This is a genomic window from Azonexus sp. IMCC34842, assembly GCF_050368855.1.
Classification (GTDB): domain Bacteria; phylum Pseudomonadota; class Gammaproteobacteria; order Burkholderiales; family Rhodocyclaceae; genus Azonexus; species Azonexus denitrificans_A.
Map to the genome: position 1 here is coordinate 1,648,545 of NZ_CP178449.1, position 13,547 is coordinate 1,662,091.

A 13,547-nucleotide genomic window follows, 5' to 3' on the forward strand; every position below is an offset into this window, starting at 1 on the left:
GGTCGGCCGGGAACTGGCGTTCGCCGTTCCCGGCCGGTCTAGAATCCCGGGTTCAGTCTTCTTTGCCCGATGGCTTGGTGGTCATGCCTTTGGCGATGGGCAGGTTTTCGATGAAACGGCGAAAGCGCATTTCCGAATGCTCCAGCGCCTCTAGCGCATTGCGCTGCTCGGTAATATCCATCAGCACCATCCGGCATTCCGTGCCATCTTCGTCCGGCACGGCTTCGATTCTCACCGTCGCCGCCGGATGCACCGGCGTCGCCGCCAGCACGATCTCGCAAAGGTTGCGCTGCTTTTCGCGCAGCACCTGGGCGACGAACTGCTTGAACGGTTCCTGACTTTCCGCCGCCAGGTAGCTGGCAAAGCCTTGTCGGCTCTTCTGCGAGCGCTTCAAGCCGAGCAGGATGGCGCCGGCCAGGTTGAGATCGAGAATGTTGCCGGCGGCATCCAGCGTGAAATAGCCGATCGGCGCGAAGTCGTAAATATCGGCATAACGCTCGCTGAGCGCCGCGGCCGCGGCGAAGGCCTGGTGTAGCGCCTCGTTGCTGATTTCCAGTTCGATTTTGCGGACTTCCAGCTCATGGTGCGCTTCGGCGCTGTCGGAAGGATCTTCCGCTGCCACCGGCAAATCCCGCCAGCGGGCCAGGGCGCTCTGCCGCAAGCTCGCCGGGTGGGCGCGAAAACGACTGGGCGGGCTGGTGTCGGCCATCGCCTGGAAATAGCGCGCATATTCGGCGCGGATTGCGCCATAGCACTCGCAAGCCGCCGCTTCCAGACCGGCCCGGTCGATGATGCTGATCTTGCCGCGCTGATAGGCGATCAAGCCGGCCGCCTGCAGTCGGCCGGCGCCGATCGTGACAATTTCGCGCCGGACGCCGAGCAGGCCGGCAATGCGGTCCTGGGTCATGCTGATTGCCGCTGCCGGTTGCCGATCGAGACAAAGCAGCAGCCAGCGGCTGAGCCGCTGTTCTATCGTGTGGTGATTGGCGCAGACGACGTTTTGCCCCATCTGCACCAGCAGCGCCTTGGTATAGCGCAAGGCGAGCCGCTGTAAGCCGCCGCCCTGGGCCAGTTCCCAGCGCATGATCCCGGCCTCCAGCCGGTAGGCCTCGCCGGCGCTCTGCACGACCAGCTTGTGACTGGAGACGAGATCGCCCAGAACCGCCGAAATGCCGACCAGACCTTCGTTGCCGACCATCGCCAGCTCCGTCGAGGCGCCATCATGGGTAGTGGCGAGCAGCGAGACGATGCTGTCGCTCGGAAAGTAAACATGGCTCAACAACTCCCCGGCGTTTTGCAGCACATCGCCGGCCTGCAGCGAAACAGGCTTCAGGTCATCGAGCAGTAACGAGCGTTCGGTGACACTCAATCCAGCCAGGATGAAATTCGATTGCCATGGCATGGCTTTCCTTTGGTGGCCGCAGTTGCCCCGGGATCGGGAAATCTGGCGGCACGACAGCCTAAGGCCAAAATGGCTGGCTGTTGGCGGTTTATTTGCAGGCGTTGCCCAAATTCAAACCAGCACCGCCTGAACCGGCCGGCGCAGTGAAGAAGGCAGCTTCGGGCCGCGCCCGAAACGCACGACAAGATCGGGCCGGCGTTCGCCAATGCCAAGGAAGTTGGCGAACTGCGGGCGCAGCGACGCTACCTCGACCGGCTGGTTGAGCAGCGCGTTGCGAATCCCCAAGGCCGCCGACTGCAGCGCGAATCGCTCGTAGCAGCGGCCCACCTCCGCCCATTGGGCTGGGCCGGGCGTATCCGAAACGAATATCGCGATGCCGGCCGAACTGCGCAGCTGTTTCGCGTACTTGTCGTTCTCGCTCTTCGGGGTATAGAACATGCCGAAGAGCAGGCTGCCCAACCATGTCGGCACCGCCGGATTGCCGGACGATGCCGTGTATAGTCCATCGCCCGTTCGCACGGCGTCGGCGGCGCTGAAGCGGATCCATTTCTTCAACTCAGCGACGAAGGCGGGATCGTTCATCTGGGCCGTATTGCCTTGAACGACATACTCAAGAACCTTCTCCATCGCCTGCCTTTCGGTCAGCAGGATCACCCCGACGCCATCGCCGCGACCGGCCCGCTCGATCAGTTCGAGTTCCGGCCGGGCCAGCGGCAGGCCGTCATACTCGCAGCGCGTGCTCTGCCGCTCGGGGATCGCCTGAAACAGGGGAGACGCGACGGGGCTGGTCGGCGCCAAAGCCACCCGCAGCACATTGCCCCCGGCAGCGTCGAAATCGGCATGCCCCTTCAACCCATGGGCCAACGCCGCCTGGATCAGGTTCTCGGCCGCGCACCCGAGGGAAACGAAAAGGTGATGATCGTCCGGATCGACCGCGGGACAACGGCGCGCAAGATCGGGCAAGAGCGAAATGGCGTCATCGGCAAGGCGAAATTTCCAGCATTGCGTGTTGTGGCTCGACGGCGCCAAGGTTGCATAGCGCACGAGTTCACGCAGAAGAGCGCCCTTGTAATCGGACACCAGCGGGCCGTGCCGCCATGTGCGATCCACCACGTTCCCGTAACTGTCCTCCCCGGTTTCCGAAGAACATGACGACAAACCTGCCGTTGCGCCGATGGAGCTTAGAGCGGTAACGAGGAAATCTCTTCGCGAAGACATGGGCTGGTTTCGTTCTTGGGAGGAACAAGCTTAGACATGAACGTTAATAATGGGGCAAAGAAATTCCATATTTTTGAATGTCTCTGACCTATTTGATCGATGACATGACGACGAGGTATTTCGGGGCGGGAAAAGAGCAGTAGAAGGGAATCGAGGTTGAATCCCGCCACCAAGGTCAACGTTGGGTCGGCGTGCAGATTTCGACGAGCGTGCCATCCGGGCAACGGACGAAGGCAACCAGCTGCCCCCAGGGCGTCCGTTTCGGTGCGGCCAGTTCGACGGCGCCGCAGGCCAGAGCTTGTTGGTGGGCGGTCGCCACGTCATCGACGAACAGACCGATCTCGACGCCCAGCGGCCGCGCACTTTCCTGACCGGAGACATAGCCACCGGGCAGCAGTTCGGCCATCAGCGTGTGCGAGGCAAAGGCCAGCGCGGTCGCGCCGGTATCCAGCTCGCCGTAACCCGCCGCCTCGTCCAGGAAGCTTGTCTTCAGGCCGAACGCCCGCTCAAAGAAGGCCAGCGATTCCTTGACGTTCTCGACATAAACGATGGTGTATCCGAATTTCATGGTCAATTGATCTAAATCAGGGGGCTTCAGAGAATAATAGGGGTCTGACCCCCTATTATTCCTGTTGTTCTTAGAAGCTTAAATTGCTTTGTTGGCGTCAACGTCATAACCCGCGGATTTGAGCTCTTTAATAAGAAGAAAACGCCAGGCGCCCGACTCATCTATTGGGATATATAAGACGCCAGAATAGTCTGATGGAACCTCAATATCACCTTTAATAAGTCCAACTACTTTGTGCCGGCCAAGTTTTCCTAGAAAGTAGCCAAACTCAAATATCACATTTTGCCGCGCTCTTTGTCTTGTGTTATCTAGATCATTAATCGACGACCCAATGTCGTCAGGAGTAATTAGGGCAATTGCATACTCAACATCCGAGTGATCTTCGAACTTTTCAATGATGGTCCTGCCTTGACTCGGTTGTTCGTGCAAAATTATCGGCTCTAGCCCTAGCTGAGAAATGAACCGTGCAACGGTCTCCTTGGTGCCTCCATCATGCCCATGAACGATGAATACGTTTTTCGAATCAAATTGATGTGAGGTTTTGCTTTGGAGGCTATCTTGTGCAGTTGTTTCTTTGCCGTTTTTTTCCTCCCAATATTCCTGAATTTCTTCAATCATCGAGACAAGAACATGTTTTGCATTTTCTAAGCCAACGACATAGCGTTGCTGGAATTTGTGCTCAGGTGTCGAGCCTGAGAATGAACCCAGCGAATATCGAATCTGATTGAAATCAGCTATATGGCGAGATTCTTTCCCGAAGATGTGCTCCAAAGCTACTTGCGTGTCACGAATCCATTTCTTGAACTGAGCACTCCCGCGCTCAATTCTTTTAAGTTCATCGATACGTTCGATTAATGCACCGATTTTTTTGGTTGCCGTCTCTTTTGAGAACACTTCGTAGGCTCCTTGTGCTTTTAGCTAGTAGATATCATCAAAAAAATCCATATTTAGCTATTTCCTGCTAAATATGGAGACATATTTCCATTGCTGGACATCTCGAAATGTCCATTGCTAGGCATTTTCTGGTTCCGGCTTTCAAGATTCAGCAGCCTTGCTCATTCCGAGCCGCGGCAAGCAATATTTGTGTGAGAAATGTCCAATGTCGGCTGTTTCAGCGGCACATCGTTGGGAGCTTGCGGGCATCGTCGGGCAGGCTGTCAATGAGAAATTCTCAGATTAATTGACTGTGGCATATGGCGTAAACATTAATCTGCCGCCGTTGCTCAGGTTTTTGCCAGAGCCGGGAATGAATCCAGCGGTCGACGGGAAAATAGCCCGTTTTTTGCTGTCGACCGCTTCGGCCCTCTGCCTAAATCCGCAATCGCGAATACCCAACCCCTCCGCCCTTCTCAACCCGAATCTGCGCCGGAATCCTTTCCTTCATGCCTTCGACGTGGCTGATGACGCCGATCATCTTGCCGCTGGCGTTCAGTGTGTCGAGGGCGTTGAGGGCGATTTCCAGAGTATCGGCGTCGAGGGTGCCGAAGCCTTCGTCGAGGAACAGCGAGTCGATGCTGGTCTTGTGGCTGACCAGGTCGGAGAGGGCGAGGGCGAGCGCCAGGCTGACCAGGAAGCTTTCGCCGCCGGAGAGGGTGCGGGTGTCGCGGGCGACTTCGCCTTGCCAGCTGTCGACGATGTCGAGTTCGAGTTCGCCGGTGCTCTTGCGGCGCAGCAGGTAGCGGCCGTGCAGGCGGGCGAGGTGGCTGTTGGCGAGGTGCAGCAGGTGGTCGAGGGTCAGGCCCTGGGCGAATTTGCGGAATTTGTCGCCGCGCGCCGAACCGATCAGGCTGTCGAGGCGTTGCCAGAGGTCGCTTTCGGCGGTTTGCGCGGCGATTTCCTTGAACAGCGCCTGCTGGCTTTGCCGGGCTTGTTCGTCGCGGGTCAGTAGGGCGCGCTGGGCGCCGAGTTGTTCGCTGAGTTCGCGGCGAGTGGTGTCGAGTTGAGCCAGGGCGGCCTCGAGTTCGGCCAGCGACGGGATCGGCATCTCGACTGAATCGCGCGGCGGGGGCGTGGTTTGCAGGCGCAGCAGCTTGTCGGTAGCGGCCTTGAGCACGGCGGCGGCTTGCTGCTGGGCGAGTTGCCGGGTTTCCTTCAATTGCCGCAGGCGCAGGCCCTCTTCGGCCGGCAACAGGGCGGCCTCGTAAGCGGCGAGGTCGGCGAAGGGGCTGGCGGTGAGCCCCGTCTGCCAGGCGGTCGAGGCCTCGGCAAGGGCCTTTTTCTGTTGCCCGAGATTGGCTTCGAGTTGTGCCTGCCGGCCTTGTTGCGCGGCGAGTTGCTGAGTCAGTTCGGCAATGGCTTCGGCGCTTCGGGCGAGGGCGGTGGCCGGGTCGCCGGTGATCTCGCAAGTTTTTTCACCTTCCGGGACGGTCGGCCGCTCGGCGGCGAGGGTTTGCCAGCGCTCCAGCCAGTGCGCGGCCTGCGTCTGCGCGGCATCAAAGCGGTCCTGCTGCTTGACCAGGATCTCGGCCAGTTCATGGCGGCGCTTCTCGGTTTGTTGCCAATGTTGCCAGTCGCCATCGCGTTCCTGCAGCCAGGCGGTGGGTTCGGCCGGGATTTCGTAACCGGCGGCGGCCAGTGTGGCGCCCAGCTTGCTCTCGAGTTCGGCCTGTTCCTGGGCGATGAGCTGCGCGGCTTTGGCGAGTTCGGCCTGGCGCAGTTGGCCGGTTTGCGCCGTTTGCTGCAGGAGTTTCTGCTGGTTGCCAGCGTTGAGCAGGGCCTGGGCGCTGTCGGCGGCATTCTTGCGGGCGGCGTTCAGCGCCTGTTCGCCCTGGTCGGCGGCTTGCAGGCGTTGGGCGAGTCGGGTCACCGCCTGCTCGGCGGCGCTGCGGGCGGCGGCCAGGGTTTTGGCCTGTTGCCAGGCGTCGACCGTGAGTTGCGGTTCGCTGGTCAGGCTGGCAAGCAGCGCTGCCCATTCCGTTTGCAGGCGGGCGCTGTCCTCCGTTGTCTTGGCCTGCTGATCCAGCAAAACCTTTTGCGTTGTTTGGGCGGCGGTTTGATCGTTGCGGGCTTGTTGGCCCGTTTCCACCAGTGCGTCGAGCGCTGCCTGCTTTTCCTTGAGGGCGCTTTCGGTCGTGGAAACGTCGAGCGCTGCGTAGTCGGCAATCGCCGGGTGTTCGTGCGCGCCACACAGCGGGCAGGCTTCGCCCGGCTGCAGTTGCCGGCGATGTTGCTCCAGACTGCGGATACGCTGTTCCTGTTCGAGCAGCTTTTTCTTGTCCGCGACTTGGGCGGCAAGTTCCTTGTGCGTCTCGCGCAGGGCGATCAGTTTTTTTTCGAGCGCCGCGATCTTTTCCTGAACCTGCTGTAGCTGCGTTGCCTGCGTGGTTTGCAGCACGGCCAGTTCGCGGCGGCGCTGGGCGAGCGCTTCTAGTTGCTGCCAGCGGTTGAGGCCAGCTTGTTCGCGCTGCCAGTGCTGGCGCAGTTCGGTCAGCGTCTGGCCGGCCAGGCGCTGGTTCTGTTCGGTCTGGATTTTTTCCAGTGCGCTGTCGGCGGCGGTTTTGGTTTTTTCTGCGCTGTCGAGGGCTGTGGCTTGAGCGGCGATCTGGCGGGCGGTGGCGGCGAGTTCATCGGCCAGCTTTTGCTGCGCCTGTTGCTGCGCGGCAAGGTCGCGGACCAGCTTTTCCCGCTGGTCGAACTGCTGGCGCCAAACGCCGAGACGTTCGCCGAGCTGGGCGCGTTGTGGCTGGGCTGCGCAGAAGTCGTCGAGTTGCTTGGCTTCGCGCTGGCTTTGTTGCAGGGCTTGCTTCGTTAACTCGGCGACCTGCGCGCTGAACTGGCGGGCGGCCCGGTGCCGGGCGAGCTGCTCGGCCTGCAGTTTTTCGCGGGCGACGTGCAGCGCCTTGAGTTCGTTGTCGCTATGCTGGCAGGCGGCGCCGGCCTGTTGCCATTGCAGGTGCAGCGGCTTCAGGGCTTCGGCCGGTTCGCTGTCGGCGAGTTTTTTCAGGTCCGGCGCGGCGGCGGTCAGCGCAGCATCGGCTTGCTGCAGCTTGCTTTCGGCGGTTTTGACTTCCTGCTCGCCCTGCGCCAGGTCGAGGCGCCACTGGCGTTGCGCCTGGGTTTGTTGGTGGCGGCGCTGGACGTCGGTCAGTTGCGTATCGAGGCGGCCGACTTCGACTTGCATCGCGGCGCGTTGCTCGTCGACCAGCAGTTCCATGCCTTCGGCGCGGGCTTTCAACTGGTCGAGCTGGGTCTTGGCATCGCGCGCCTGCTCAAAAACTTTGCGGGAAATCTCGCCGTAGATTTCGGTGCCGGTCAGTTCTTCCAGCAGCTCCGCCCGTTCGTTGGCGCTGGCGTTGAGGAAGGCCGCGAAGCCGCCCTGGGCGAGCAACATCGATTTGGTGAAGCGCGGGAAGTCGAGGCCGGTGATTTCGGCGATGCGCTTCAGTTTGTCGTTGGTCTGCGTGCTGAGGATGGTGCCGTCGCCGGCGGCCAGTTCGACCTTGGGCGCCTGCAGTGCGCCATCGATCTTGTCGCGCGAGCGGCGCTGGCTCCAGAAGGCGCGGTAGACGGCGCCTTTCACTTCGAATTCGACTTCGGCCAGACAGTCGGCAGTGTGCCGCGTCATGATGTCGTTATCCGAGGCCGAGATGGTCTTCAGGCGCGGCGTCTGGTGGTAGAGGGCGAGGCAGATGGCATCGAGCAGCGTCGATTTGCCGGCACCGGTCGGGCCGGTGATGGCAAACAGGCAGTTGTCGGTGAACGGCGGCTTGGTGAAGTCGATGGTCCATTCGCCCTTCAGCGAATTGAGGTTCTTCAGGCGCAGGCTGAGGATTTTCATGCGTTTTCCCCGGTCAGGCCGACGACGATGGCGCGGTAGCGTTCGTTCAAGGCCTGCTGCAGTTCTTCGCCGAGTTCTTCTTGTTGCAGGCGGCGGGCGAAGACGTCGTGCGGGCTGAGTTCGTCCAGCGTTTCGCGGGCCGCTGCGTCCAGCCGGGCGGCGGCGTTGCCGCGCTGGCGGCGGATGCGCAGCACTTCGACCGGCCAGCCTTCGGTCAGCGCTTCGATGCGCGCCGGCAGGTCGGCCAGGTAATCGTCCTCGGCGACGGTGACTTCCAGCCAGGCCGGGAATTCGCGGGTGCCTTCGGTGGCCGCAGCACCAATCGCCCCGGCCAGTGTCTGGAGGTTGCCGCTGATCGCCACCAGCCCCTGGAAGCGCGGCACCGGCAGCACGGTGACCGCCTTGAGGCCGTCGGCGTCGAGATCGACGAGCAGCATTTCCTTTTGCTGCTTGGCTTCGTCGAAACCGAGCGGGATGGGCGAGCCGCAGTAGCGGATGTGTTCCAGCCCGCCGACTTTCTGCGGCCGGTGGATGTGGCCGAGCGCGATGTAGTCGGCCGGCGGGAAGGCAGCGGTCGGGAAGGCTTCCAGTGCGCCGACGTAGATTTCGCGCACCGATTCGCTGATGCTGGCGCCGACCGTGGTCAGGTGGCCGGTGGCGATGATCGGCAACGGGCGGCCGAGTGCCGCTGCGAGTTCTGTTTGGCGTGCGGTGGCCGCCGCGAACACGGCGCCGTAATGGGCCTGGATGGCCGTTTGCAGCGACAGCTGTTTGTCCTCGGCGCTTTGCCCGGCCTGGCTTTGCAGCACGTCGCGCGGCCGGACGAAAGGGATGGCGCAGACGATGCAGCCCGGTTCGCCGTTGCGCTGTGGCAGCACGATGACCTGCGTGGCGACGTCTTCGTGCGTCGCGGCGATCACCGTGGTGCCGAGGTGGGCGAGCAGTTCGCGGCTTTCGCCCAAAGTGGCCGGCGAATCGTGATTGCCGCCGAGAATCAGCAGCGGCACACCGGCCTTGTACAGTTGCCCGACCAACTGGTTGTACAACTCGCGGGCGTAGCTCGGTGGCGTGCCGGTATCGAAAATGTCGCCGGCCACCAAGACTGCATCGACCGCCTGCGCTTCCACCTGTTCGAGCAGCCAGCCAATCAGCGCCTGATGCTCGGCCTGCCGGCTCTTGCCCATGAAGTGCTGGCCGAGGTGCCAGTCGGAAGTGTGGAGGATGCGCATGCCGGGCTGCTGAAAAGGAAAGGGCGAAGTTTAAACGGCAAAGCACCCATGCCGCAGCGGGCATGGCGCGAGTTCGTCGGATCTTGCCCAGCCCCGGCAATCATCGCCAGGGCCTTGGCTCAGCCGGCCGGCGTTGTGCCCGAACTGGCGGCGTAGCGCTCGCTGACGAAACTTTCGATGGCCTGCAGGAAGTTGTTGCCGGTGAGATTGCCCGCCAGCTCGCGCGCCTTGGTAAGGAACTCGTCTTCGCCGATCCCTGCGGCCTTGGCCAGACCCAGCCAGATCGATTGCGGGAAGGTCGTGGTGGCCGTTTCCGGCATGCTCAGATCCGCTTCTTTCCAGCGCTGTTTCCACTTGTCGGGGATTTCTCCGGCCTGTTCCTGCCGGATCTGCGCTATGTTGGCCATATCCTTTTTCAATTGCTCGGCATCGCTGAGCGGTGCTGCCGTCGGCTTCGGGGTCAGCCGGTCCATGGCCGAGGCGATGTCGACCTCGCGTTGCGCGTCTTCCATCGTCATCGGTGTTTTCCAGCCTTCGCTCTGGACGGCGTGGATCAGGCGAACGTAGGGCGTCAGATTGGTCATGCCTTCGCTGTTGGCCGTGCGGGCGGCGTGCATGTCGCTCTTGATCTGCGCCAGCAGCGCCTCGTTTTCCGGCAACAGCGGCAGATTGCCCAGGCCTGGCGTGGCACTGCTACTGCCGCTGATGCCCTGGTTGGCGTCGAGCCGGGCTTGGGCCTCGGCGAGGATGTCCGGCGGGAAGACCTTGTCCAACTCGGCCTGCGCCGCCTGGCGGACGGATTCCGGGACGGCAAGTCGTCCCTGCGTGGCGGCCGCCTGTCGGGCTTCGGCCGAGATGTTGACTGTCGTGCTGGCGCTCTCGGTCGATGTGTTCTGCTGGCTCACCGGATTGGCGCTGGCCGCATTGCGGAGCGCCGTCGATGTGCCGACGCGCGCGGTGTTTCCATAGAACGATGCGATGGCTGTAATGCTCATTGTCTTCCTCCCGTCAAAATGGTCCGGCATCTGGCTGATGCTGTAGCAATATCGGTGCCATGCCGCAGGAATGCCCGGTTTCTGGCGCTGTGCTTTGATTTGCAAGGGAGATGGCCGGCAAGGCGAGGGCGGTGCGGTCACGGTGGCCGGCAATTTTTCCGGTAGACCGGAAAATTTCCCTGATTCAGCAGCCGTGCAAAAACACCAGCGACCGCCGATCTGCCGGGAGCATTTGGCGTTTCCGGCTCGACCGGCGCCGCCCCGGCGCGTATCCTTGCCGGGTCTTCAGGGCGGGGTGCAACTCCCCACCGGCGGTAGGCGGTCATGCAAATGGCCGCGAGCCCGCGAGCGCCGCAGTCGTTTTCGGACGATTGCGGGTCAGCAGATTCGGTCCAATGCCGAAGCCGACGGTGATAGTCCGGATGAGAGAAGGCAGCGATACCCCATGGTCTCCGCAGGGAGAGTCATGGGTTTTTCTGCATCCCTGAAACGCCTCTTTCACGTCTTTTTTCAGGAGCGTTTCATGTACCAAAACAGTCTCAACGACTCTTTCGAGTCAGCCGCCAAGCTTGGCGAAAACACTGTCGAATTGGCCATTGCGGCGATTCGTGCCGGCCAGCCGGTAATCATGCTCGACGATGACGACCGCGAGGACGAAGCCGATCTGGTGATGGCCGCGCAGCACGTCACGGTGCCGTGGATGGCCCGCTTCATCCGCGACTGCAGCGGCATCGTCTGCCTCTGCCTCGATAACCGCATCGCCGACCGCCTCGAACTGCCGCCGATGGTGGCCGACAATACCAGTCGCCACGGCACGCCCTTCACCGTCTCGCTGGAAGCGCGGCACGGTGTGACGACCGGCGTTTCGGCGGCCGACCGCGCCGTCACCGTGTTGCTCGCCGCGGCCGAGAATGCCCGCGCCGAAGACTTCGCCCGGCCTGGCCACATCTTCCCGTTGCGTGCCGACGACCGGCGCGTGCATGGCCGACGCGGCCATACCGAAGGCTCGGTGCTGATCGCCGAACTGGCCGGCCTGCGCCCGGCGGCCATCCTCTGCGAACTGATGAACGAAGACGGCACGATGCTGCGCGGCCAGCAGGTCCGCGATTACGCGGCGCAGCATGGTCTGGTCATCGTTTCGGTGGCGGCCCTGGCCGATTACACCCGCGCCGGCGGGGCGTAGGCGGGAAATGCTGGCCGTTGGTGCCGACCGTTTTTCCGGTGGGCACCAACGGCCGGTAGTACCCGCGTCAGGCGGCCGTATTACGAAAGCCGCTGGCCTTCAGCATCCGGTCGTAGAGCACGACATTCACCGTGGCCGCCAGGTTCATGCAACCGTGCGTCGGAATGTAGATGATGTCCTTGCACCAGGCGGTCACGTTCTTTTTCAGGCTGCCGTCTTCCGGGCCGAAGATGTAGAACGCCCGCTCCGGATGGCGATATTCGGTGAGCGGCTTGGCATCCGGATGGATTTCGATGGCCACCGGGACGCAGCCGAAGGGAATGACTTGCTGCAGATCGTCGACGCCGATCAGCGGTAGTTGCAGATGGACCTGCTTGGTATCGGTGCGGAATTCGACGGCGCGCTGGTAGCGCTTGCCGGTGTAGAAGACCGTATTGACGCCATAGCACCCGGCCGCCCGCATGATCGAGCCGACGTTCTCGGGGCCTTTCGGGTTGTACAGCCCGATGCACGAATAGCCGGTGTAGTCCTTGACGGCCTGGTTTCTGCTGATGGTTTCCATTGATTTCTTTGTGGGAGCGGGGTTTTGGCAATTCGGGGCAAACGATTACGGCTTTTTCCCCAGCACGCGATGCGGCAAGGATAGCCCAGCGGCCAGCAGACCGAGGGCCAGCCCGCCGGCGACATCGAGGGCGACATGCTGGCGGGTGGCCAGCGTCGAATAGACGATGCCGATGCACCATGCCCAGTTGCCGGCCAGTATCCATAGCGGCCCGCCAAAGCGGCGCAGCAAGCGATGCAGCCAGACCCCGGAAAAGACGGCGGTGGCGACATGCAGCGAAGGGCAGGCGTTGCCCGAGGCATCGATGCTTTTCAGGAAATTCAATTCGGGAAACTGGCTCCAGTCGACATTGGCCGGGGGAACTGCAGTCGGCCAGAAGTAGAAGGCGAGCAGCCCGACCAGGCAGGTTGTGCCGATGGCCGCACCGTAGAGCCACAGCTCGCGTTGCGTTGCCAGTAAGGCCGGGGGGAGGGAAACATAGACCCACATCGAGACGTAGATCGGCACGGCCAGCGGTTGAACGCCGATCAGGCCATCGAGCCAGGTGACGGGCATCAGCGTTGGCGGGGACGCCGGGTTCTTCAGCAAATAGAAATAAACGTTGAAGAACAGGCTGATGAAAATAGTCGTCCCGATGCCCTTGAGATAGAAATGCCTGAACAGCACCGCCGCCATTTGCCGGTGCCAGGGCATTGGCGCTTCCGCAGGGCCGGCGGCCGTCGCGGCGCGGCTCATGCATGGGCCTCGCGCAAGGCGACAAGACTCAGATTCGCGGCTGCTGTCATGCCGCTTGCCCGTTCGTCTTGCTTGCTGTTGCCCACGTCTTCAATGTCCTTCCGATCTCTCCGGCCAGGCCTTATGGTAGCACCGGGTAAACCGCAGTTCGCCGCCGCCCGGAGATTTGGTTACCCTGTGCGCCTCGGCTAGTGCTGGAATCAGCGCAAGCAAACCCATGCCCCGCGATGAGAGATTCGATGATTGCCAACCAGGAACGTTTCAACCAAGCCATTGCCCTGTTCGACGCCGCCAACGCCTGGGACCCGAACCAGGACGAGGGCCAGCCCAAGGAACTGCGCTACGCCCAACGGATGACCGAGATGATCGGTCGCTTCGCGCCGGAAGCCAGCGAAGTCGCCCAGCTTGCCGTGCGCGCCCAGCACATCGAACGGTGGACGGTACCGCGCAGCAGCTATCCACTCGGTAAGCCGGGCTATTTTGCCTGGCGCACCGGCCTCTACCGCTTGCATGCCGAGACGGCAGGTGCCCTGATGCAGCAGGCCGGCTACGACGACGCAACCATCGCGCGGGTCAAGGCGGCGGTCGGCAAGCAAGGCATCAAGACCAATCCCGATACGCAGCTGCTGGAGGATGTCAGCAGCCTCGTCTTCCTCGAACACTACATGCTCGGCTTCGCCGGTCAGCACGCCGAATACAGCGAAGAAAAGTGGCTCGATATCGTCCGCAAGACGTGGAAGAAAATGTCCGGCGAGGCCCAGGCCTTCGCGACGAGCGGCGGCATCAAGTTGCCGGAGCCGCTGCTGCCGCTGATCCTGAAAGCGGTTGCCGGCGACTGAGGCGACAGGGGCGCCGCCCAAGCAGCGCTGCCCCGACAC

11 protein-coding genes and 1 riboswitch are annotated in these 13,547 nt (G+C 62.2%); of the genes, 2 read left to right on the top strand and 9 right to left on the bottom strand.

Annotation, left to right across the window (positions count from 1 at the left end):
• Positions 1 to 52: 52 nt before the first annotated feature.
• The 7 genes from ACLIKD_RS07805 to ACLIKD_RS07835 form a co-directional block, all read right to left on the bottom strand.
• Positions 53 to 1,402 carry a helix-turn-helix domain-containing protein gene (locus tag ACLIKD_RS07805; protein WP_428827862.1) on the bottom strand — a complete coding sequence of 450 codons (1,350 nt, stop codon included), beginning with the start codon at positions 1,400 to 1,402 and terminating at the stop codon, positions 53 to 55.
• Between the two features lie 111 nt (positions 1,403 to 1,513).
• Positions 1,514 to 2,512 (bottom strand): Acg family FMN-binding oxidoreductase, encoded by a 999-nt coding sequence (locus ACLIKD_RS07810; protein ID WP_428827863.1) that lies wholly within the window; start codon positions 2,510 to 2,512, stop codon positions 1,514 to 1,516.
• Positions 2,513 to 2,795: 283 nt separating this feature from the next.
• Positions 2,796 to 3,188, bottom strand: coding sequence for a VOC family protein (locus tag ACLIKD_RS07815; protein WP_428827864.1), 393 nt, complete (start codon positions 3,186 to 3,188; stop codon positions 2,796 to 2,798).
• Positions 3,189 to 3,266: 78 nt separating this feature from the next.
• Entirely contained in the window at positions 3,267 to 4,082 is an 816-nt protein-coding gene (locus tag ACLIKD_RS07820; RefSeq protein WP_428827865.1) for a TIR domain-containing protein, read from the bottom strand.
• Positions 4,083 to 4,497: 415 nt separating this feature from the next.
• A complete protein-coding gene (locus ACLIKD_RS07825) occupies positions 4,498 to 7,965 on the bottom strand; it encodes an AAA family ATPase (RefSeq protein ID WP_428827866.1) in 3,468 nt (1,155 codons plus the stop codon).
• Positions 7,962 to 9,194 (bottom strand): exonuclease subunit SbcD, encoded by a 1,233-nt coding sequence (gene sbcD / locus ACLIKD_RS07830; RefSeq protein ID WP_428827867.1) that lies wholly within the window; start codon positions 9,192 to 9,194, stop codon positions 7,962 to 7,964. The genes ACLIKD_RS07825 and sbcD overlap by 4 nt, the downstream gene beginning before the upstream one ends.
• Before the next feature lie 119 nt (positions 9,195 to 9,313).
• Complete coding sequence (locus tag ACLIKD_RS07835; RefSeq protein WP_428827868.1) at positions 9,314 to 10,189, bottom strand: hypothetical protein; 876 nt, start codon at positions 10,187 to 10,189, stop codon at positions 9,314 to 9,316.
• A gap of 277 nt (positions 10,190 to 10,466) precedes the next feature.
• Positions 10,467 to 10,627, top strand: a riboswitch (FMN riboswitch).
• An 85-nt stretch (positions 10,628 to 10,712) separates the two neighbouring features.
• Between ACLIKD_RS07835 and ribB the strand changes: the two genes are divergently transcribed.
• Entirely contained in the window at positions 10,713 to 11,372 is a 660-nt protein-coding gene (gene ribB, locus ACLIKD_RS07840) for a 3,4-dihydroxy-2-butanone-4-phosphate synthase (protein ID WP_226419707.1), read from the top strand.
• Positions 11,373 to 11,439: 67 nt separating this feature from the next.
• Here the strand turns inward: ribB and ACLIKD_RS07845 are convergent, their stop codons facing one another.
• Both ACLIKD_RS07845 and ACLIKD_RS07850 read right to left on the bottom strand, forming a co-directional pair.
• Complete coding sequence (locus tag ACLIKD_RS07845) at positions 11,440 to 11,934, bottom strand: RNA methyltransferase (RefSeq protein ID WP_428827869.1); 495 nt, start codon at positions 11,932 to 11,934, stop codon at positions 11,440 to 11,442.
• Between the two features lie 45 nt (positions 11,935 to 11,979).
• Positions 11,980 to 12,627 carry a phosphatase PAP2 family protein gene (locus tag ACLIKD_RS07850; RefSeq protein ID WP_428827870.1) on the bottom strand — a complete coding sequence of 216 codons (648 nt, stop codon included), beginning with the start codon at positions 12,625 to 12,627 and terminating at the stop codon, positions 11,980 to 11,982.
• Between the two features lie 281 nt (positions 12,628 to 12,908).
• Here ACLIKD_RS07850 and ACLIKD_RS07855 point away from each other — a divergent pair, with 281 nt between their 5' ends.
• Entirely contained in the window at positions 12,909 to 13,508 is a 600-nt protein-coding gene (locus ACLIKD_RS07855; RefSeq protein ID WP_428827871.1) for a DUF4202 domain-containing protein, read from the top strand.
• The last annotated feature ends 39 nt before the right edge of the window (positions 13,509 to 13,547 follow it).